The organism is Ruegeria sp. BHSA163 (assembly GCF_059613365.1).
The window spans coordinates 15,025-37,176 of sequence record NZ_JBXWSJ010000043.1 but is presented as its reverse complement, the minus strand read 5'-3'; the positions used below and the strand labels follow the sequence as shown (position 1 = coordinate 37,176).

Genomic DNA, 22,152 nt, shown 5'->3' with positions numbered 1-22,152 from the left:
ATCGGATCCGGCTACGGAATACGGTCCTTTGGCGACCAAGGCACAAATCGACAAAGTTGAACGTGTCGTCGAGAGCAGTATCGCTGCGGGCGCGATACTGATAACTGGTGGAGCACGCCCTGAAGGATATCAGGGAAAACAATACTACCTGCCAACTATACTGGACTGTTCAAATGTGAAGGATGCGGACTCGGTTACCGAGGAATTGTTTGGTCCGGTACTTAGCGTTCTTACCTTCGATACCGAAGATGAAGCCATCGCAATGGCCAATTCAACCAATTTCGGATTGGCAGGAGGCGTCTTTACAAACAACCTATCCCGGGCTCACCGCATGATCCGCGCAGTACGAAGTGGCATTATTTGGGTTAACACTTACCGCGTCGTTTCGCCGATTGCACCCTTCGGCGGGTTCGGGGAAAGCGGTCTGGGTCGCGAGGGAGGAATGGAGAGCGTTCTGGATTATACACGCGCTAAAAGTGTCTGGATAAATACCTCTGACGCACCCATCCCCGATCCATTTAAGATGAGATGAACGACCCGCGGAGGTGGTCCCTGTTATTTAGAGTTGCTTCTTCAACCTTGCTTGTGGTCTTTCAAGGCAATAACTGAGCGAGACGCCAGCAGTTTCCTTAGGCTTCAAAGGTGAAGATCACAAATGGCCAAATTTCTGAATCTTGCAATCCAGCCTTCGGTCATGCGACGCGCAGGTCGCATAGCCTTAATAATTGGCAGCGTATTTTTCTTGATCAACTATGCAGATAAATTGATCGCAGGCACGATTACGCGTCCGGAAATAATAAAGGCAATGGTCAGCTACTGCGTGCCCTACTGCGTTTCAACTTATTCGTCGGTTATGGCGGTCATCGAAAGCGAGTCGGCATAACATTTGCTACAATTGTGAACCCCGAACCATCCTCAACTGACTCAACGCAATCTCCTAGGGCATACATTGAAGAAGGTAATATGCGCGATGACACGTCAAAGCGTTCGTCAGCACATAGCAAATTCAATCTCAACCTTTGTGACCTGCAACCATCGAATTGCAATTCGATGGCTGGGTTTTTACCATGTTTAATGGTCGCTTGATTATTGCTCTCCTAAATCAACCGCCAATTTCGAGACGGGTCTAGTACCCTCAACCAGCCCAATATCCGAGAGGAACGCTTCGAACCGTTCATAGCGACCTTCGTCCAGGGCCTCAGGACGTAGAGCAAACCTTGGCAACGTGTCGATCCAAGCCTTTGCGTTCAAATCGTCATTCAACTCCGCAGCGTAGTTTTTGAAGACGCTCCAACTTTCGATCGGGTCGTTGACAATGAACTGAGTGGCCAATTGGGTAGCACCCAAAAACCGACGAACCAAATCTGAATCCATTCGATCAGCGTTCGCCACATAAATCAATTCATCGTAGGTCGGCACTCCCTCTTCCTCTACGTAAAAACACCTCCCTTCGACGCCTTCTATTTTCATCTGATTTAGTTCAAAGTTCCGGTAGGCTCCGATTACGGCATCGACCTGACCGGACATAACCGACGACCCCAGCGAGAAATTTACATTCACAAGTTCGATCTCATCCAGGCTGACGCCATTTCGCTTCAATATGGTTGTCAACAATGCTTCTTCGAAACCAGAAACCGAAAATCCTATTTTGCCGCCCTTTAGGTCTGAAACTTGCTTTACTGGTCCGTCTTTCAGAACCAGTAGACAGTTTAGAGGAGTGGCTATCAGAGTACCTACTCGGACCAGAGGCAAACCTTCTGCCACCTGCAGGTGATGATTAGGTTGATAACTGACCGCTAAATCTGCTTTCCCTGCAGCAACCAACTTGGCGGGCGCTGATGGATCTGCCGGAGGAATGATTTCAATATCCAACCCTGCATTGGGAAAATACCCAAGTTCCTGAGCGACAATGATGGGTCCGTGGTCAGGGTTTACAAACCAGTCAAGTAGAATGGTCATCTTGTCAGTTGCCCACACAGGTGTCGGCAGGACGAGGGCCGCGCACATTATCAGATGTTTCACAATTGGTTTCCTTGTTCACAAAAGCTAACAAAGTAGCTCATCAGGACATTTCGGAGATCTGCCGACGTTCTTTACCCTGACAAAACACAGGCCAGACGACTTAGAATTGCCGGTGTTTTCAAATTTATCATTTGCAGCAAATCTTATGGACAACACGCCCAGAATCTCTTCGACTTATGTCAGAACGAGCGAGGGAAACCAGCGGTGGGGTCCACCTTGAAACTGTTTCCTACGCCGGTTCTAACCGGTTCAGGTTCAATGGGTTCGCGTAAACGTCTCAGCCGAAATTTGGCACCCCAACAGTAAGCCGGGAAATAGTGAAGTTGGCCGCGACATGTCAATCAGTTTTCATTCGGGATGATCCCCAAAGGTCGTGTTTTGCGTTTGCCCACACACAATGATGGTTACTGATTGAGATGATCATTACCGATACAATCGCCGTTGCAAAGCCGATTTTCCAGCCACCAATTGGTTAGAATTAGGACCACTCCGTTCCGTTAAGCCAAATAACGACGTATCGCTGCACGGCTACCGTTTTTAACAATCTCGTCTAACCAAACTTTGAACTCAGCCGCAAAGCGCTCGTCGTGACCAATTTCGCCGTAAAGGTTGGCTTTTCCAATCCACGCCTGCGCTCCCTCATGCGCTGCGAGGGCGGCACCTTTCAATTCGTTCCAGATCGGATCGTTCGGGGAAATCTCGGTCCCATCTTCGCGAAGGCCAGTGCACATCCGGCACCAAAGCGCTTGTGACAATGCCAAGCCAGAGATAGGCGTCCCAGCGTTTATAGCATCACGCAGCGACGGCAGCAAAAACCCCGGATGCCGGGAAGACCCGTCAAAAGCTACTCTGCGGGTTGTGTCGTGGATCGCAGTATTGGAGAACCGCCTCTTTACCAAAGCAAGATAGTCGACTGGGCTAGCCCCTGGAACAGCCTGAACAAGAGGCACAATTTCTTCAACCTGAACCTTCTGGAAGAACTCCGAGATATCTGGATCCTGCATGCAGGATGAAATTGTCGGTGCACTCAGGATCTCTCCCACATTTGCAAGAAGCTGATGACCGCCGTTTAATATACGCAGTTTCATCACCTCATAGGCGTGAACGTTTTTCGTTATTGTTACGCCAACATTTTCAAACGGGGGTCGATCTCCACAGAAATTGTCTTCAATCACCCATTGCCGAAAGTTCTCATGCGTTACAGGTGCGAGATCATTGATGCCTAGTTCCATAGCTTGTTCGACCACCTGATCCGTTGTGGCCGGCACAATGCAATCCACCATCGAATTTGGAAAAGCTCCGTATCGATCAATCCAATCAGCCAATCCCGGGTCAGATAGCCCTGCCAACCCAACAACGCAGTTTCGCAGGATCGCGCCATTGCTTTGCAGGTTGTCGCAACTAAGAACCGTGAAGGGTTTCAGCCCGGCCGACCTGCGCCGTGCAAGTGCCGCCACAATTGCGCCGAATGCCGTGCCTGGATGGTCGGGATTTTGAGCATCACGGAGTATTTCTTCGTGATGAATATCGAATTCTGAAGAATTCGCGTCGAGGTAGTACCCGCCTTCGGTCACAGTAAGTGACACAATGCGGATGGCCGGTTCGGCCATTTGCCGGATCAGCGACGAATTGTCAGACTCGATTGGAAGATAGCCGATCATAGGGCCGATAACTTCGGCAGATGTTCCGGATGGGTCCAATTCAATCAGTGTCGTGAGACAGTCTTGCGCCAATAACCTCTCACGCATTGCTGCGTCATAGGCTCGAACCCCTGCCCCTATGATCGCCCAATCCTTTGCCACGCCTTGCTGCATGAGTTGGTGGATATACCAAGCCTGATGCGCACGGTGGAAATTCCCAAGGCCGATATGAACGATGCCAGGCTTCAAATCCTCGCGCCGGTACTTCGGTGTTTTGACGTGCGCGGGCAAATCATTTAATCGTCCGCGCCGCAATTTTACCGGTGCATTCGCCTTTGCTGTTGGGTTCATCAGCTCATCCAATTTCCACCGTCGACATTGTAGGTTTGAGCCACGATGTACTCAGCTTCATCAGATGCCAGGAAAACGGCCATCCCCGTCAGATCCTCAGCGCGCCCCATGCGGCCATAGGGTACCGCTGACGCGACTTCGCGCCTTTTTTGCCCGCGTTCTTTACCCTCATATTTTGCGAAAAAGGCATCGACACCATCCCAGTGTTCGCCGTCGACAACCCCTGGCGCGATGGCGTTCACGTTGATCCCATGCGGTATTAGATTCAATCCCGCTGACTGCGTCAGCGAAATGACAGCCGCTTTGCTGGCACAATACACTGCCACCAATGGTTCACCACGACGTCCGGCTTGCGAAGCCATGTTGATGATCCTGCCTTTGGTTCCATTTTCGATCATGTGCCGGGCAACGGCCTGAAGCGTGAACAGAGTTCCGGCGACATTGATTTCAAATACCCTATTGTAATCCTGTCTTTCGATTTCAGTGATCGGAGCGGCTGAAAAAATCGCAGCATTGTTAATTAAGATTTCAATTGGGCCAAAATGCGAAGAAACCTCAGAAATTGCGTTATCGATACTGCTTTGTTCGCGGACGTCCATTTCTACAGCCACTGCTGAAGACCCTATTTCTGACGCAGATTCCTGCGCACGTGCGACGTCGACATCTGCCAATGCTACACGCGCACCTTCTGAGGCGTAGGCCTCGGCGAAGGCTAGTCCAATACCGCGGGCAGCACCTGTTATGAGTGCCGTTTTGCCAGCCAACCGTTTCATTCGATTCGCAAGCCTTTCGCGTCGAAACGATGAATCACATCCGCACGCGGCGTCAGCTGGATACGGTCACCATGTCGGAAACCGACCTCACCATCAGCTCTCACAGTGATAGTTTCCGCCAAGCCTGTTTCGTGAATATGAAAGAAAGTATCTGACCCAAGATGTTCGGAAACGCCTACTACGCCATTCCAAGTTCCTTCATTTTCGGAAACAGCGATGTGTTCAGGTCGTACGCCGATGGTGTGCGCTCCATGTTTTTCGGCCTCTTCGCCTTCGATGAAGTTCATCCGGGGCGAGCCAATAAAACCCGCTACGAAAAGGTTACGCGGCGTACGGTAAAGTTCCAAAGGGCTGCCGACTTGTTCGATTACACCTGCCTGAAGCACAACAATCTTGTCAGCCATGGTCATTGCTTCGACCTGGTCGTGGGTGACATATATCATGGTCGTCGCAAGACGTTCGTGAAGCTCGCTGATTTCCAGCCTCATACCAACGCGTAAAGCCGCGTCGAGGTTCGACAAAGGTTCATCAAAAAGGAACGCTGCGGGTTCCCGGACAATTGCTCGGCCAATTGCAACCCTCTGGCGCTGACCGCCAGACAATTGCCCGGGTCGGCGATCCAGATAGTCGGTCAGGTTCAGAACACTTGCAGCTCCTTCGACGCGACGGTCGATCTCAGCCTGATCCAGCTTTGCCATACGCAACGGAAACGCAATGTTCTTGCGCACGGTCATATGCGGATAAAGCGCATAGGACTGGAACACCATCGCCAACCCTCGTTTCGCGGGCGGTACGTCCGTTGCATCCGATCCATCAATCTCGATCGAGCCTGAGGTGATGTCTTCCAACCCTGCGATCAAGCGTAACAAGGTGGACTTGCCGCAACCCGAAGGGCCAACAAAAACTGTGAACTCGCCATCTTCGATTGTCAGATCCAGAGGGGGAATGACCTCGACGTCGCCGAAGCTTTTCGTCACGGACTTGAGTTGAATGCGTCCCATTTGTCTCGTTCCTTATTTCACAGCGCCGAAGGTCAAGCCGCGGACAAGTTGTTTCTGACTGAACCAGCCAAGGATTAGAATTGGTGCAATCGCCATGGTCGATGCCGCGCTAAGTTTCGCAAAGAACAGACCTTCTGGGCTGGAATAGCTGGCGATGAACGCGGTCAACGGGGCCGCGTCCACGGCGGTAAGGTTCAGGGTCCAAAACGCCTCGTTCCAAGCCAGAATGAAGTTCAGCAATACAGTTGATGCTATGCCAGGTACCGCCATAGGTGTCAGTATGTGAAGGATCTCTTCCTTCAGTGTCGCCCCATCCATCCGCGCGGCCTCCAGAATCTCTCCGGGGATTTCGCGGAAGTAGGTGTAAAGCATCCAAACGATGATAGGCAGGTTAATCAGCATCAACACAACAACCAGACCGCCGCGCGTGTCCAAAAGACCCAACCGAATAAACAGAAGGTAAATCGGGTAAAGCACGCCAACCGCTGGTAACATTTTCGTCGAAAGCATCCACAGCAGAATGTCTTTGGTGCGTTTGGATGGCACAAAGGCCATTGCCCATGCGGCGGGCACTGCGACAATAACACCCAAAAGGGTCGACCCACCCGCAATTATTACCGAGTTCCAAAGGAAACGCATGTAATCTGAACGCTCCTGCACGATGGCATAGTTTTCCAAGGTCCAGTTAAAGTTAAGAAACAGTGGCGGGCTTGCGATTGCCTGTGCCTCAGTCTTGAAACTGGTCAGGATCGTCCAAAGGATCGGGAAAAATATCAGCAGACCAACCGCCCAAGCTAGGGCGGTGTTAAACGATTTGCGACGTGTCGTGACTGCGCGGGCCATGATTTTCTCTCCTCACGCGTCCAGGTTCTTGCCGACGATGCGCATCAGGAAGATGGCTACGATATTGGCAAGGATGATGGCGTAAACACCGCCGGCTGAACCGAGACCCACATTTTGACTTTCCAGCACACGTTGGAAAATCAGGTAGGTCAGCGTCCGAGTTCCGAAAGCACCACCTGTGGTTACGAAAATCTCGGCAAATATCGACAACAGGAATATTGTCTGTATCAAGATCACAATAGTGATCGCGCGGCTCAGGTGCGGCAAGATGATATGATAAAATCGCTTCAGCGGCGGGGCTCCGTCCATCTCGGCAGCCTCAAGCTGTTCGCTGTCCAAAGACTGTATTGCGGTTAGAAGGATCAGAGTCGCAAAGGGTAACCATTGCCAAGAAACGATCATGACTATCGAAGTCATCGAAGCTTCGGACAGCCAAGAGATCGGCTCTGCTCCAAAGAACCGCCATAGATGGGCAAGCAGGCCGTTTACCGGATCCATAAACATGTTCTTCCAAACAAGCGCAGACACGGTTGGCATTACAAAGAACGGGGCGATGACCAGAATGCGAACAACACCCTGCCCCCACATCGGTTGATCCAGCAGCATAGCCATCAAAACGCCGAGTACGACAGTGATCACAAGAACACCGCCGACGATTACCAAAGTAGCTTGTACTGCAGGCCAGAATGCGCTGGACGAGACAAAACGAATATAGTTGTCAAATCCGACCCATCCTAAATCACCGCCGCGCAGCGGCAGGTATTTCTTGAAGGAAAAATACAGCGTCATCGTCAGGGGCACGAGCATCCAGCCAAGCAGCAGGACCACTGCGGGTGCCATCATCAGGCGTGCAACGGATCGGGAATGTTGAGTAGCCATGACGCAAAACCTCTCTGTTCAAGCCAATTGCAGCCTGCGAGAAAAATTCAATTTGTGAAAGAAGGCCGCGGGGGGCAGTCCCCTGCCCACCCGCTTTGGGAGTGTGCCTTAGTAACCTGCGGCTTCCATCTCTTCAGCTGTAAAGGCCTGCGCTTTAGCAAGAGCTTCATCTACCGTTTGCTGGCCCGCATAGACCGCCGAGAACTCCTGACTCACCTGTGTGGCGATGCCTGCAAATTCTGGGATCGCCACGAACTGGATGCCAGTGTACGGCGTCGGCTGCGCGCAGCAATTCTGCGGGTCAGCGGCAAGGATTGACTTTAGCGTCATCTGCGCAAAGGGAATATCCTTGTAATTGTCGTTTTCATACAAAGATGTCCGAGCGCCCGGAGGTACGTTGGCCCAGCCTTCGTTCTCGGCCACTAACTCGATGTAATCCTTCGACGTTGCCCATTCTATGAATTGCTTGGCTGCATCCTCTTGCTGAGTACCCGCCGGGATGGCAAGCGCCCACGCCCACAACCAGTTGGCACGTTTGTCGACGCCTTCAGAATTTGGAGCCAGCGCAAAGCCAACTTTGTCCGCTACAGTCGAATCATTCGGGTTAGTCACGAAAGACGCCGCAACGGTCGCGTCGATCCACATACCGCACTTGCCCTGCTGAAATAGCGATAGGTTTTCATTGAAACCGTTGGTTGCATAACCCGCCGGTCCGGATTCACCCATCATGTCCACGAAGAACGTAAGTGCCTCTTTCCATTCGGGCTGATCAAACTGGGGCTTCCAGTTCTCGTCAAACCAGCGTGCTCCGAAAGAGTTCCCGGTTACGGTGATAAAAGCACCACCTTCGCCCCAACCAGCCTTGCCGCGAAGGCAGATACCGTTGATATCATTGTCCCGGTCTGTCATTGCGGCCGCTGCTTCGCGGATGAATTGCCATGTCGGCGCTTCAGGCATTTCCAGACCGGCTTTTTCCATCAGGTCGGTGCGGTACATGATCATTGAGCTTTCACCATAAAAAGGTGCTGCATAGAGCGTACCTTCGTGGCTTAGACCACCTGCCATTGCTGGCAGAAGATCCCCAACATCATATTCTGCGGACATGCCATCCAAGGGAACGAGCCAATCGTTCGCACCCCAAATCGGTGTCTCGTACATACCGATTGTCATGATGTCGAACTGACCGCCTTTGGTCGTGATGTCAGTGGTCACGCGCTGACGCAGCACGTTTTCTTCTAGTGTTACCCACTCTACATCGATGCCGGTCGCTTCGGTGAATTTGTCAGTATAGCCCTGCATCCTAATCATATCGCCGTTGTTCACGGTTGCGATTGTTATGGATTGTGCATGGGCTGCCGCCGTTGCGACGAAAGTCAACGCAGTCGCCGCACGAAGTGCGTTCTTAAGATACATCCCTGTCCTCCCTGAGCTTGGATGTTGTAGTAAGAGGGTAGATCAGAAATTGTCGCGGCGTCAATAAAAACTTTACGCGCGTCAATTTTTAGTCAGGCAGATTCCCTTAAAATGAGTCGGGCCGGAAACAAAGTTTCCGTTCGTTTGTCAAATTTCCCACCGTTTTCAACAAGTTCGAAAAGCGTTTCGACACTGCGCGCGGCGACATTGTCGTAGTCATGCGCAGCGGTCGTTAAAGACGGGCACGTGAATTTGGAAAAGGGGTGGTCGTCATTTGACGCCACGCGTAATGCGCAATCTGCCTTGCGTCCGACCCGGATCCCCCGTTCGTAACACGCAGCAAGAAACCCAATTGCAAGACGGTCATTACTGCACAAAACAGAGTCAGTCCTAAGAGCGCCTTCCTCCAGAGCTTTCATCGCACCCTGGCGGCCAATCTCTTCGAAACCCCAACCTTCTCCGTCGATTTTTATAATGTGGGGCTCGAACCCAAGTCTCTGCATGACTTCGATATATGCATTGCGCCGTTTGTTCGCATTCGGGTTCGCGGGGGTCCGCATTTCAAAAAACGATGGCGGTTCGCCGGTCCGGGTCATGTACTCTACGGTCTGGGAAACGAAACTATAGTTATCCGAACCAATGAAAGCAGCACCCAATCCTTCTAGGTTACTATCAAACAAAACTGTTGGCACGTTGCCGCAAAACTTTTCGATTTTGGAACGATCCGATGCTCGCCCCAGAGGCGCCAACAAAACGCCAGCAGGTTTCAATGACCTCAAACTGTCCAGAATCTCGCCTTCCAACTCTGGCTCACCATGCGAACTGAACAAAGTTGGGCGGTACCCTGCAGCAATGCAGCTCTGCTCAAGATACCGGGCAATTTCCGCAAAGAAGGGATCAGCCAGATAAGGAACAACAATGCCAATGTTCTTCGTTAATTTACGGTTTTGGTTAACCGCGAAGATATTCGGACGATAATCGAACCTTTCCAATGCTTCTTCGATACGAGTCCGAGTCGTGCTACGCACGCTTTCGGGATCGTGAAAATACTTGGATACAGTTGGACGAGAGATACCACTGACAGCGGCGAACTCTTCCATATTCTTGATTTTTGTCATGCCCATCTACCTAGGGTGAACACCACCGCGAATTTAACACGTCTTTACGTATTCTTTGCGCGCGACAAAAAATGTCAATAGCGGGCAATTGACTGATAAGTTATTAAAAAATTCTGTTTGATTTCAATTAAATCGATGAACTTGCAATCAAATAATTTCCGCCAGCGCGATGGGAAACTCATCTTCGGTGCGCGAGGCGATTTGAATGAGTCAAAGAAAAAATCGCCAAACGAACGTCAATTTAGCGGTTAGCTTTGGACGATTTAAAAAGGGGCAGGGTCGTTCGGCAGTGTGCTTACGTTTGACTGATACACCGCTTAAACAAGGGCGTCTTTCGTTGGCTACGTCAAGCTGGTAACCAGCTTAAAAAAAGCCTTCCCGGATTGTAATCCGAAAAGGCAATTCATTTGCCTCAGGGTTAGGCTAACCCCGTTTATCAAATGTCGAGAGTATTCTCTTTCTCCCAACGAGAAAAATGCGACACAAACGAGTTCCATTCTTGATGTTTCATTTTCAGAAACGCCGCCGAAAACTCTTCGCCCATCATCGCCTTCAGACCTTTATCCCTATCATAAGCCCGCAGCGCGTCCAGCATGTTCAGCGGTAGCTTCGGCGCTCCGCGAACCTTGTGGCCCTCTGCGTACATATCGATGTCGTATCTTTTACCTGGATCTGCCTTGGACCTGATGCCAGACAAACCGGCAGCAATAATTACTGCCTGGAGCAAGTATGGGTTAGTTGCACCGTCTGGCAGTCGAAGTTCGAACCGACCAGGACCCGGTACGCGAACCATGTGGGTACGGTTGTTGCCGGTCCATGTTACTGTGTTCGGCGCCCACGTTGCACCCGACATTGTGCGTGGCGCATTGATACGCTTGTAGCTGTTGACCGTTGGATTAGTGATCGCCGCCAGCGCACTGGCGTGTTTCATGATGCCACCCAAAAAATGCTTGCCCTGCTCGGCTAGTCCCAACTCTCCGGTTGGACCGTCGCCTTCACCCGCAAACACATTCGTTTTTGCAGCCGCTCCGGGCGCGTCCCAAACTGAGATGTGCGCATGGCAACCATTACCTGTCAAACCTTCAACAGGCTTGGGCATGAAAGTAGCGCGGAACCCGTGTTTCTCAGCCACCGATTTTGCCATGAATTTAAAGAATGAATGCTTATCCGCCGTACGAAGGACGTCGTCATATTCCCAGTTCATCTCAAACTGGCCATTGGCGTCTTCGTGATCATTCTGATAGGGGCCCCAGCCCAGTTCCAGCATATAATCGCAAATCTCGCGTACCACGTCATAGCGGCGCATCACGGCCTGTTGGTCGTAACAAGGCTTTTCCGCAGTGTCGAATGGGTCGCTTATTTGTTCACCGTCAGGAGTGAGCAGGAAGAACTCGGCTTCGATACCAGTCTTAACATGAAGCCCTTCGCCAGCAGCTTCATTAATCAATCGGCGGAGGACATTGCGCGGCGCTTGTGCCACGTCTTCACCTTCCATTACGCAATTGGCAGCGACCCAGGCGACCTCGGGCTTCCACGGAAGTTGGATGACCGATGACGGATCTGGCACTGCCAACATATCTGGGTGTGCGGGCGTCATGTCGAGCCAGGTAGCAAAGCCTGCGAAACCGGCGCCTTCTTCCTGCATGTCTGCTATAGCTTGTGCCGGAACCAGCTTTGCGCGCTGTCCACCGAACAAGTCAGTGAACGAGATCATGAAATATTTGACGCCTTTTTCTTTGGCGAAAGCAGCCAGATCTATCGTCATGGGCGGCCTTCCTTTCCCTGTTGATATCGTTTGTAAAAAAACGCGGCCCATTTGGGCCACGCTTTGAAGAGGTTTTGTTTTAGAAACCCGCCTTGCCCGGGTACCAATCTGTTCCCGCCAACGGAACGCGTGCCATCGCCGCTGCCTCCATTGTAAGAGCACACAGATCTTCAGGCTCCAGATTGTGCAGGTGATTATGCCCGCATGCGCGCGCGATTGTTTGCGCCTCAAGAGTCATGACCTTGAGGTAATTACGCAACCTTCGCCCAGCCTCGACCGGATCCAAGCGCTTGGCCAATTCTGGGTCCTGCGTAGTGATACCCGCGGGATCCAAGCCCTCGTGCCAATCGTCATATGCGCCGGTGGTCGTACCCAATTTTTGATATTCGGCTTCCCACTTCGGGTCATTGTCACCCAAAGCGATCAACGCTGCAGTACCGATAGCCACCGCATCTGCACCCAATGCCAACGCCTTGGCCACATCTGCACCGGTGCGGATACCACCCGAAATCACTAACTGCACTTCACGGTGAACGCCTAAGTCCTGCAACGCCTGCACTGCAGGGCGAATGCAAGATAGTGTTGGCAAACCCACATGTTCAATGAACACATCCTGGGTAGCGGCAGTGCCACCCTGCATTCCGTCCATTACAACGACGTCTGCTCCGGCCTTAACTGCCAAAGCGGTGTCGTAGTAGGGCCGCGTGGCACCAACCTTAACATAGATTGGTATCTGCCAATCTGTAATTTCACGTAACTCAAGGATCTTGATTTCCAGATCGTCAGGCCCTGTCCAGTCGGGATGACGGCAAGCGGAGCGCTGATCAATTCCTTTGGGCAACGTTCGCATTTCAGCAACACGATCCGAAATCTTCTGACCCAGCAGCATGCCACCACCGCCGGGTTTGGCACCCTGCCCCACCACGACTTCGATTGCGTCAGCCTTGCGCAGGTCATTTGGGTTCATGCCGTAGCGTGACGGCAAGTATTGATAAACCAATTTGCTGGAATGGCCACGCTCCTCGGGCGTCATGCCGCCATCACCGGTGGTTGTTGACGTGCCTGCCGCAGAAGCGCCCCGACCTAACGCCTCTTTGGCCGGTCCGGACAATGCGCCAAAACTCATACCGGCTATTGTAATCGGTATGTCCAACTGAATCGGCTTTTTGGCAAAACGCGTGCCTAACGTCACCGAGGTTTCACAACGCTCACGGTAGCCTTCCAAAGGGTAACGGCTGACGGAGGCCCCAAGAAACAGCAGATCATCAAAATGAGGTACTCTGCGCTTAGCACCGCCGCCGCGAATATCGTAGATTCCGGTCGCCGCGGCGCGGCGTATCTCGGCATTAACTTCATTGGTGAATGTAGCCGACTGGATCGGCAGGGTGCGTGGGATGGTTGTGTCCATGTCTTTCATACCCTTGTTGGTCAGTAGGCCGCTGTGTTGTCGACGTCAAAATTATAGAGCTTGCGAGCAGAGCCGTAACGCTTGAACTCTTCAGGTTTGGCGTCTGCACCTGCGCGTTCCAGAAGATCTTTCAGAATTTCGATATGCTCTGGCCGCATCTCTTTCTCTACGCAATCTGCGCCTAAACTTTTGACTGAACCGCGCACAAAAAGACGAGCTTCATACAGCGAGTCTCCCAACGCGTCGCCCGCATCTCCGCAAACAACCAGATTGCCTGCCTGGGCCATAAAGGCGGACATATGGCCAATGTTGCCGTGCACCACGATATCGATACCTTTCATCGAAATACCGCAACGGGACGAAGCATTACCCTTGATCACCAATAGCCCGCCATGACCAGTCGCACCGGCATACTGGCTGGCGTCGCCCTCGATAACAACAGTGCCGGACATCATATTTTCGGCCGCACCGGGGCCTACCGATCCTTCGACCTTGATTGTCGCCTGCTGGTTCATTCCGGCGCAGTAATAACCAGTCGAACCTTTGACCGTCACTTCAATTGGCGCATCCAAACCTACAGCAATCGCATGGCTTCCTTTGGGATTGACAACCTGCCAACTGGTCTGGTTTGTCGCGTCACGTTGCGCCTGAAGTGTCGAGTTCAACCCACGCAAACCCTTTTCCGAAATATCATAGGTCTGCATATCAGTGACTCCAGAAATAGACGGTTGCGGGCTCAGGCTCCCAAACGCGGGCTTCTTCTATGCCCGGCAGATTGACCAAGGCGCGGTATTCACTGCCAAAGGCAACATATTGATCTGTTTCCGCCATGACTGCCGGTTTGCAGGCAATTGGGTCACGTACTACACCGAACCCGTCCTTTGTACCCACTACAAAGGTAAAGAACCCGTCCAAATCCTCTAAGCTGCTTTCAAGCGCCTCGCCCAGAGTTGCTCCATTCTGCATCTTCCAGGTCAAATACGCGGCACCCACTTCGGTGTCGTTCATCGACTCCACCCGAACACCTTCGCGTTTCAGCTTACGGCGCAGCGAGTTGTGGTTGGACAGTGAACCATTATGAACCAGACATTGGTCGGCACCTGTATTAAATGGATGTGCGCCTTCAGTCGTCACCGCAGATTCCGTGGCCATCCGGGTATGACCAATACCGTGCGTACCACTCATTGACGACAGATCAAAACGTGCCGCCACATCTTTGGGCAGGCCAACTTCTTTGTAAATTTCGATGACGTCGCCGTCGCTCATCACCCGCATGCCAGGACGCAACTCGCGAATTGCCTGTCGCGCCTGATCTACTTTGGTTGCGTCAAGGCTCAAAACCGCGTGCGTATCATTGGGGCGCATCGTCACCTCGGCGTCGATGACCCGGCCCAAATCACCATCCAAATCGGCAAAATCCGTGTCTGGGTTGTCGGACTGAACTGTCAGTTTAGCCTTATCTTCTGTACCGCCATAGATAGCTATTCCAGCACTGTCCGGCCCCCGATCTGTCATAGTGATCAACATATCCGTCAACATCGAGCCAAGCTGCGGCTCTAATGTTTTGTCCTTAAGAAAAAGGCCGACGATTCCACACATTAGTGAACATCTCCTGTTACGATTTGCGGCGGACGCTAACATCAGGTTATCACGAAGGCAACAAGGGGAAAATTATTTTCATGTTAGGAAATTTTTTGAGCTTGATGTTCCCCCTTATTCAAGTAGGCACATGTTTCCCCTCTCTGAATCCGACCCGACCATGCCTCCGTCACTTTGTCTGTGGGTACGAGATGATCGACAAGTAACGCGCGGGAAGTGAACGAAGCACCTCGGGTCCATGAGGGGAATCTGCGTCAAAAAACAGAGTGTCGCCGGGCCTTAACAGATAGATGGCATCGCCATGCCGATAGTCAATTTCGCCCTCGAGCATGTAAATCAGTTCAATCCCATCGTGTTGAAAGGTCGGGAAAGTATCAGACACTTCGGTCAGCGTGATCAAGTACGGTTCAACCACGACACCGCTTGCATTTGGACCAAGATGCCCCAACAAATTGTACTGATGCCCTGCCCGCGTTCCGGCCCTTTCGGTTTCGACGCCTTGACCCGCTTTGGTATGCACAGCGTTCCGCGTTTCTTCGTAGCGACGGAAAAACGACGTAATCGGTGTGCTTAGTGCGTTGGCCAGTAGTTGCAGAGTTGTCAGAGACGGCGACGTATAACCATTTTCGATTTTTGACAGCATGCTGATCGACAGGCCAGTCAAACCGGACAATTCGGCAAAAGTCACCCCCTGTTGCACCCTCAGAGCTTTGATCTCCCGCCCAATGGCGGTTTCCAGGTTCTTTTCACCGCTGTCTTTTACTTTGTGGGGGTCCTGTGACAGAACTCCCATTTTTTTGCCTTTGCCGGCCTTGGCCATAGAAGCCCTCCAATACCCAGCCCTTATGGCCGAGCATTCACAGAGTGAAAATTTGTTTCCTGTCAGGGGTCGTCCTGCTAAACACCCCTTACCCGAATTCCGCTGATTGAAAAAGCAACGATCTGAAAGCAGAGGCTAGCATGCACCAGATTTCAGCACCTTTGTCAGAACTTGGCATCGATCAGAACAGCCAGATTACGCTGGGATTTCTTGTGTTTGAAGGATTCCCGATGGCCTGCCTCACCTCGGTCATTGAACCGTTGCGGGCCGCCAATGAAATTGCGGGAAGAGATGTATTCAGATGGCAGGTCATTTCAGAGACAGGCGAATCGACATCATCCAGCGCGCAAATTCCGTTTCAGGCGGACTTAGCATTGTGCGATGTCCAGCGGTTAGACATGTTGTTTTTGCTGTCTGAACCGGATGGGAAGTTCGCAAACCCCCATGCATCAAATGGCAGACTGCGGTTTCTGGCAAGACACGGAACCTGCGTCAGCGCCGTAAGCGGCGGCATCTTCCCACTTGCGCGATCAGGTCTGTTAGATCGGCAGATTTGCTCTGTGCATTGGTGCTACAGAACTGCGTTCGAGGCGGAGTTTCCTGAACTTGAGACAACTGATGACGTCATTGTTTTGGGCAAAAACTGTTGTACCGCTTCCGGCGCTGCAGCGGCTTTTGATCTGTCTTTACATCTGGTCGAATTAGCCTTTGGAGAGGCTGCAATGACCGAAGTCGCCTGCTGGTTCCAGCACCCTTCAATCCGCAGCCCAGGGGTCCGGCAAAAAACACCAGCATTTCAAACGGACGACATAGCCGACCATATGCCTGACATGGTTTCAAAAGCTATTCAGTTGTTCTCTGATAACCTCGAGTTTCCGCTAACTACACGCGAGGTCGCCCGTCGTGTAGGAGTTTCAGCACGCCATCTGGAACGCAGTTTCCGGCAGGCCACAGGACAGAGCCCCGGGGGTTACTACCGGCTAGTACGTCTACGTGCCGCAAGACAGCTTGTTATCTATACCCAGGACCCGCTTACCTCGATCGCGCACGCCGTGGGCTATACGAACCCGACATCAATGTCGCGCAACTATGTTGAACACTTTGGTTCCTCGCCACGGCAAGACCGACAAGATCACAACCGGTTCCGGGTCAGACGAGACACACATTTAAATTGAGCAACAATTAGACCGGACAAACAGCCTGAGCAACTTCGACCAATGCATGATGCAAAGATCCTGCAGATGACCGTGGACCCAGTACCGAATACTCGAAACCTGCTTTGCGGCACCAAAGATAGCAGCCAATGTGATGGATGGTCGTTCGGGTTGCTGTGTCGGAATTCATTGCCCGGACGTCCACGTTACACAATCTTTCGAAAAGGTCGCCAGCCGCTGAACCTGTGATATCGAAGCGCCCCCACGCGTCAGTCTGTTCAACAACCGATGCCGTTTCACCCGCGACAGGCTTGAGTTCTTGGGCAATCAATTCGTGACCAGTGTGATCCGCTTCAATCATCCAGCTGCTTGGGGCAATCCATATCGCACCATAAGTTTCACCAACCACAGACTTACCCGGCCCCGGCAAATCGCACCCGATAAAGGCACTTACTTGTGCAGTGCAAGCCGTTTCATGCCCAAGGCGCGCTGTCAACGTAGCCAAGGCCCGCGCAGGGTTTTCGGTGATCGACAACCCGGCAAAGTTATCGGTTTTGGGCTCTGTACGTCCAAGTGGCGTGATGGCTTTCAGTTTATGCACGCTGACGTCCTCCGTCCGGGTCGACAAAATGAGCACTTACAACTTCAACCTTGACCTCAGTACCTTCGAGCGGATTGGCCAACCGCAAAACTTCGCCCGTACGCTCTGCCCCATCTTTCAAATACCCGATGCCGATCGAGCTTTGCAGAACCGGGGAAAAAGCCGCCGATGTGACATATCCCTGATCGTGTGCTGCATCTACTGGGCCGTCTGCCTTCATAAGATGCCCCCCCGCAACCACTTGCTGACCAGGGTCGACGGGTTTGAACCCAACCAAACGCAGTGCATCTGGTTGATTCAATCCTTCTCGCTCGCTCATGATATTGCCGATGCAATCTTTCTTTTTGCTGACAATTCGGCCCATTCCAAGATTTAATGCAGTAGTGGTTCCATTCAGCTCATTTCCGGCTGCGTGCCCTTTTTCGATCCTCATGACGCCAAGAGCTTCGGTGCCATATGGAACAACATCAAATTCCTCTCCGGCCTCCATTAACGCGCGTATCATCGCGTCACCGTAACGTGTAGGCACCGCGATCTCATAAGCCAACTCGCCCGAAAACGAGATTCGGAACAGCCTCGCACGGCAGCCTTCGCAAATGGTGATTTCGGCGCAGGACATAAACGGGAATGCTTCATTCGAAAGATCGAAACCGGCATCGACAATTTTTTCCAGAAGCTTGCGGGAATTAGGGCCAGCAACCGCATATTGCGCCCAAGCCTCGGTCGTGGAGATCAACTGCACATCCAGATCAGGCCATAGGCATTGCCGCGCAAACTCCATCCGGCGATAGACTAGAACCGCATTCGCCGTGGTTGTCGTTACAACAAAGTGATCCTCGGCCAATCGTGCGGCTGTTCCATCGTCATATGCAATGCCATCCTCGCGCAGCATCAGGCCATAGCGAACTTTGCCAACAGCCAGTTTGGCGAAACCGTTGGCATAGATCTTGTTTAGGAACTCCGCGGCATCCGCTCCCTGCACATCAATCTTTCCCAGGGTGGTCACGTCGCAAACACCAACAGAAGCTCTGGTCTGCAACACCTCTCGATCTACTGACTGCCTCCAATGAGTCTCACCCTCTTTCGGAAACCATTGTGCGCGCAGCCAATCACCGACCTCAGTGAACACCGCGCCTTGCTCAATTGCCCACTTGTGACTGGGGGTCTCGCGCACAGGATGGAAATGCTTGCCAACTGCTCGGCCCGCCAACGCGCCCATAGCCACAGGTGTATAGGGAGGGCGGAAGATGGTCGTACCTGTCTCTGGAATTGATTTGCCTGTCAACTCTGCCATCACTGCCAGACCGGCCATGTTGCTGGTCTTTCCTTGGTCGGTCGCCATGCCCAGAGTGGTGTAACGCTTCAAGTGTTCAACCGAGACGTAATTCTCCTGATGTGCCAGTTTCACGTCCTTGACAGTTACGTCGTTTTGCAGGTCGATCCAAGCTCGACCTTTTCCTTCGGAAACGTGCCAAAAAGGCCGCAGTTTCACAGGAGAGTCTTTTGCCTCGGGCAATTCCGGTGCTCCTGCCGGGATGTCCAGATCGGACAGTGCGGCAATCGCTCCCTCGGCACCAGTTCGCAACGCGCCATAAGTAGACATTGCACCCGCGGCTGCCCCTGCCACTGACATACCAACAGGAAGATTGTCGCCCGGAACAAATGCTGCAAGACCTTCGTCCCATTTCGGTCGCCCGCGTTGATGACACGTCAGGTGCACATTTGGGTTCCAGCCTCCGGACACAGCCAGCCCGCCGCAAACGATCTCTCGTGTAAAGCCTTTGTCCGTACGGATCGTAACCGAGTTTAGACCAAGCCTTCCTTTGCTACCAATTACTTGCGCACCAGCAAATAGTTCCGTTCCGTCCACACTTGGCGCATCTGCCCGAGTGTCGATGACAGCGGTAACATGCACACCTTTGGCGATTAGGTCGGCAGCTGTACGATGGCCATCATCGTTATTGGTGAAGACAGCGACCTGTTCATGAGCGCGCACGGCCCAACGATTAGCATAGGCGCGCATCGCACCAGCCAACATAATCCCGGGTCGGTCATTGTTGGAAAAAGCAATCGGTCGCTCTGTTGCTCCGGCGCAGAGCAGCGCACGCTTCGAATAGATGCGCCACATGATCTGTCGAGGCTGCCCACTGGCGGGTGTTGGTAGGTGATCTGCAATACGCTCAACAGCCCCGTAAATACCGTGGTCAAATGCTCCGATAACCGTGGTTCGCGGCAGTACTCGAACGTTGTCCATCGCCGATAGCTCTGCCAACGCATGCGCGGCCCAGTCCGACGCGGCAACGCCGCCAACTTCAATCGATTCTGCGTTCAACCGTCCGCCGAGTACGAAATCCTCGTCGGCCAGAATAACCCGCGCACCGGCACGACCTGCTGTAAGCGCCGCCATCAAGCCCGCAGGCCCGGCCCCAATCACCAGTAAATCGCAGTGCAGAAAACCTTTGTCATAAACATCCGGATCATCTTCACCTGTAATGCTCCCAAGACCGGCAGCATTTCGAATAATAGGCTCATACAACTTTTCCCAGAAAGCTTTGGGCCACATAAAGGTCTTGTAATAGAACCCCGCAGTCAGAAAGTTGCTGAACAAGTCGTTTATCGATAACACGTCGCGTTCCAGCGAGGGCCAGCGGTTCTGCGAATTGGCGGCTAGACCATCATACAACTCGGCCACGGTCGCTCTTGTGTTCGGCTCTTGCCTACCACCGCTGCGCAGCTCAACCAGCGCGTTGGGTTCTTCCGAGCCAGACGTCAATACCCCTCTCGGGCGGTGATACTTAAATGACCGACCCATAAGCCGCACGCCATTGGCCAGCAGAGCAGAGGCGAGTGTATCGCCCGGATGCCCTTGAAAGCGTTTACCGTCGAACTTGAAACTCAGGCTTTGGTCGTGATCAATAAGACCGCCGTTCAGTCGGTTTATTTGTTTGTTCATCGTCCGCGCCCCCGTGCCCGGGCTACGTCACGGGCCAGTTCAACCGAAGTAATTTCATGCGTCAGCGTATTGCGCGTTACTACCAACCACGACCGGTCCCCTTGTTCGTGATACCAAAGCTCGCGATGCTCGCCAGCCGGATTATCGCGCAAATAGAGATAGTCGTGAAATGCCTCCGCTGCGTTTTCAGCTTGCCAATCCGGACGGTCGATTAAGGTGGCATCGCCTAGGTAGACAAACTCCTGCGCGTCTCGGGGGCCAAGAAGCGGGTGATCAATTATCATAAGCGGCCTCCTTTCAGTGCAGGTTGGGCTGAGCGCCCACACCTTTTTCATCGATCATTCGACCAGAACGAAATCGATCCAATCGGAAGGCGGTTGCCACCTCATGCGGACGATCGGTGGACAGCAGATGAGCAAAACACCAGCCCGAGGCCGGCGTTGCCTTGAAGCCGCCGTAGCACCAACCACCGTTGAAATAGAGACCCTCGACTTGCGTCCGGTCGATAAAGGGCGATCCGTCCATCGACATGTCCATCACCCCGCCCCATCCACGCAGCAGCCGCACCCGGCCAAGCGCCGGGATCAGAGCGACACCGCTTTCGATTACATCCTCGACCACTGGCAGATTTCCCCGCTGGGCATAGGTGTTGTACATGTCGATATCGCCGCCAAATACCAATCCTCCTTTGTCCGACTGGCTACAGTAGAAGTGGCCAGCGCCAAAAGTGATGACACCAGGAATTATGGGTTTCAGTCCCTCCGAAACAAACGCCTGCAACACATGGCTTTCAATCGGCAGTCGCATTCCGGCTTTCTCCATCACCCGACTGGATGACCCTGCCACGGCAACACCGACCTTTTTCGCACCGATATATCCGCGGGAAGTTTCAACACCCAAAATCTTCCCATTCTCTATGCGAAACCCTGTCACCTCACAGTTTTGGATGATGTCGACGCCGCGTTGGTCCGATCCACGTGCGTAACCCCAAGCGACAGCATCGTGACGTACAGTGCCCCCGCGTCGGTGCAGCAGACCACCTTTAATCGGAAAACGGGCATTGCTGAAGTTTAGGAAAGGGTACAACGCTCTTACCCCGGCTGTATCAAGCAACTCTGCATCGGATCCATTTAGGATCATTGCGTTGCCTCGCCTCCTTGCCGCGTCACGTTGTGCATCTGTATGAACGAGGTTGAGGATTCCACGCTGGCTGACCATAGCGTTGAAATTGAAGTCCTGTTCCAATCCCTCCCACAATTTCAGCGAGAATTCATAGAAAGGCTCATTCCCATCAAGAAGATAGTTTGACCGTATGATGGTTGTATTTCGACCCACATTGCCGCCGCCGATCCAACCTTTTTCAAGAACTGCTATGCGCGCATGACCAAATTCCTTGGCCAAATAATAAGCAGTCGCCAGGCCATGCCCACCGCCGCCCACAACGACAAAATCATACTCGTTTTTGGGTTCGGGATCCCGCCATGCGGGGGTCCAGCCCTTGTGGCCTGTCAAGGCCTCCTTAATGACTCGAAATCCAGAATACCGCATTCCTGCCTCGCCAATGTTTCAAACATCATTGAACATTGTAATTGCCATCGCCCAGCAATTTTGCGGTGTTCACTTGAAGTTTTGCGTCATCCAAAGAGACGCTGCCGTTTTGGCCTTTGAAGATTCCGCGAGCGCGATTGAACGACTGCCGCACGCGGAAGGGCATCCGGCAAACTGAGATCACGCCCGAATAATGTTCACTAAGGCAGGACCAACGATGTTCTGCACGAGCGAGTTTCAACTAGGAAGTGGTTGAAGCCGCGC

Annotated in this window: 20 protein-coding genes and 1 riboswitch; of the genes, 3 read left to right on the top strand and 17 right to left on the bottom strand. The window is 52.6% G+C overall.

Features of this window, described 5'->3' with window-relative positions; all coding sequences use genetic code 11:
- Together AC2FNV_RS17700 and nrtS are read left to right on the top strand one after the other, a co-directional pair.
- Window positions 1-532: aldehyde dehydrogenase family protein (locus AC2FNV_RS17700; protein ID WP_496774023.1), on the top strand; the 532-nt coding region annotated here is incomplete at its 5' end.
- Between the two features lie 123 nt (window positions 533-655).
- Window positions 656-883 (top strand): nitrate/nitrite transporter NrtS, encoded by a 228-nt coding sequence (gene nrtS / locus AC2FNV_RS17695; protein ID WP_170605517.1) that lies wholly within the window; start codon window positions 656-658, stop codon window positions 881-883.
- A 203-nt stretch (window positions 884-1,086) separates the two neighbouring features.
- Here nrtS and AC2FNV_RS17690 read toward each other — a convergent pair whose 3' ends face one another.
- From AC2FNV_RS17690 to AC2FNV_RS17630, 13 genes are all read right to left on the bottom strand, one after another.
- Entirely contained in the window at window positions 1,087-2,022 is a 936-nt protein-coding gene (locus AC2FNV_RS17690; protein WP_170605520.1) for an ABC transporter substrate-binding protein, read from the bottom strand.
- Window positions 2,023-2,231: 209 nt separating this feature from the next.
- A riboswitch (TPP riboswitch) is annotated at window positions 2,232-2,331 on the bottom strand.
- Between the two features lie 188 nt (window positions 2,332-2,519).
- The gene (locus AC2FNV_RS17685) at window positions 2,520-4,013 is read right to left on the bottom strand and encodes a mannitol dehydrogenase family protein (RefSeq protein WP_170605522.1); all 1,494 of its coding nucleotides are present in this window, start codon (window positions 4,011-4,013) and stop codon (window positions 2,520-2,522) included.
- Window positions 4,013-4,786, bottom strand: coding sequence for an L-iditol 2-dehydrogenase (locus tag AC2FNV_RS17680; RefSeq protein ID WP_170605524.1), 774 nt, complete (start codon window positions 4,784-4,786; stop codon window positions 4,013-4,015). The genes AC2FNV_RS17685 and AC2FNV_RS17680 overlap by 1 nt, the downstream gene beginning before the upstream one ends.
- Complete coding sequence (locus tag AC2FNV_RS17675; protein WP_170479903.1) at window positions 4,783-5,787, bottom strand: ABC transporter ATP-binding protein; 1,005 nt, start codon at window positions 5,785-5,787, stop codon at window positions 4,783-4,785. The genes AC2FNV_RS17680 and AC2FNV_RS17675 overlap by 4 nt, the downstream gene beginning before the upstream one ends.
- A gap of 12 nt (window positions 5,788-5,799) precedes the next feature.
- Window positions 5,800-6,630 (bottom strand): carbohydrate ABC transporter permease, encoded by an 831-nt coding sequence (locus AC2FNV_RS17670; protein WP_170479905.1) that lies wholly within the window; start codon window positions 6,628-6,630, stop codon window positions 5,800-5,802.
- A gap of 12 nt (window positions 6,631-6,642) precedes the next feature.
- Window positions 6,643-7,509, bottom strand: a complete 867-nt coding sequence (locus AC2FNV_RS17665; RefSeq protein WP_170479907.1) for a carbohydrate ABC transporter permease — start codon at window positions 7,507-7,509, stop codon at window positions 6,643-6,645.
- Window positions 7,510-7,617: 108 nt separating this feature from the next.
- Window positions 7,618-8,922, bottom strand: a complete 1,305-nt coding sequence (locus AC2FNV_RS17660) for an ABC transporter substrate-binding protein (protein ID WP_170479909.1) — start codon at window positions 8,920-8,922, stop codon at window positions 7,618-7,620.
- Window positions 8,923-9,014: 92 nt separating this feature from the next.
- Window positions 9,015-10,040, bottom strand: coding sequence for a LacI family DNA-binding transcriptional regulator (locus AC2FNV_RS17655; RefSeq protein WP_437436818.1), 1,026 nt, complete (start codon window positions 10,038-10,040; stop codon window positions 9,015-9,017).
- Between the two features lie 436 nt (window positions 10,041-10,476).
- A complete protein-coding gene (gene glnT / locus AC2FNV_RS17650; protein ID WP_170479911.1) occupies window positions 10,477-11,805 on the bottom strand; it encodes a type III glutamate--ammonia ligase in 1,329 nt (442 codons plus the stop codon).
- A 79-nt stretch (window positions 11,806-11,884) separates the two neighbouring features.
- Window positions 11,885-13,213 (bottom strand): FMN-binding glutamate synthase family protein, encoded by a 1,329-nt coding sequence (locus tag AC2FNV_RS17645; protein WP_170605528.1) that lies wholly within the window; start codon window positions 13,211-13,213, stop codon window positions 11,885-11,887.
- Window positions 13,214-13,233: 20 nt separating this feature from the next.
- Window positions 13,234-13,917, bottom strand: coding sequence for a GltB/FmdC/FwdC-like GXGXG domain-containing protein (locus AC2FNV_RS17640; RefSeq protein ID WP_170605529.1), 684 nt, complete (start codon window positions 13,915-13,917; stop codon window positions 13,234-13,236).
- 1 nt (window position 13,918) lies between these two features.
- A complete protein-coding gene (locus AC2FNV_RS17635) occupies window positions 13,919-14,812 on the bottom strand; it encodes a class II glutamine amidotransferase (RefSeq protein WP_170605531.1) in 894 nt (297 codons plus the stop codon).
- 169 nt (window positions 14,813-14,981) lie between these two features.
- Window positions 14,982-15,632, bottom strand: coding sequence for a helix-turn-helix domain-containing protein (locus AC2FNV_RS17630; protein WP_170605533.1), 651 nt, complete (start codon window positions 15,630-15,632; stop codon window positions 14,982-14,984).
- Window positions 15,633-15,772: 140 nt separating this feature from the next.
- On the opposite strand from AC2FNV_RS17630, the gene AC2FNV_RS17625 reads away from it, so the two are divergent.
- The gene (locus AC2FNV_RS17625) at window positions 15,773-16,807 is read left to right on the top strand and encodes a GlxA family transcriptional regulator (protein WP_254442529.1); all 1,035 of its coding nucleotides are present in this window, start codon (window positions 15,773-15,775) and stop codon (window positions 16,805-16,807) included.
- Between the two features lie 7 nt (window positions 16,808-16,814).
- Here the strand turns inward: AC2FNV_RS17625 and AC2FNV_RS17620 are convergent, their stop codons facing one another.
- From AC2FNV_RS17620 to AC2FNV_RS17605, 4 genes are read right to left on the bottom strand one after another with little or no spacing between them, the layout of a single operon-like run.
- A complete protein-coding gene (locus AC2FNV_RS17620; protein ID WP_170605535.1) occupies window positions 16,815-17,387 on the bottom strand; it encodes a sarcosine oxidase subunit gamma in 573 nt (190 codons plus the stop codon).
- On the bottom strand, window positions 17,380-20,340 hold the full coding sequence (locus AC2FNV_RS17615) for a sarcosine oxidase subunit alpha family protein (protein WP_170605537.1): 2,961 nt from the start codon (window positions 20,338-20,340) through the stop codon (window positions 17,380-17,382). Before AC2FNV_RS17615 ends, AC2FNV_RS17620 begins: the two co-directional genes overlap by 8 nt.
- Complete coding sequence (locus tag AC2FNV_RS17610) at window positions 20,337-20,624, bottom strand: sarcosine oxidase subunit delta (RefSeq protein WP_170479921.1); 288 nt, start codon at window positions 20,622-20,624, stop codon at window positions 20,337-20,339. Before AC2FNV_RS17610 ends, AC2FNV_RS17615 begins: the two co-directional genes overlap by 4 nt.
- A 13-nt stretch (window positions 20,625-20,637) precedes the next feature.
- Window positions 20,638-21,888 carry a sarcosine oxidase subunit beta family protein gene (locus tag AC2FNV_RS17605; protein ID WP_170605539.1) on the bottom strand — a complete coding sequence of 417 codons (1,251 nt, stop codon included), beginning with the start codon at window positions 21,886-21,888 and terminating at the stop codon, window positions 20,638-20,640.
- Window positions 21,889-22,152 lie beyond the last annotated feature (264 nt).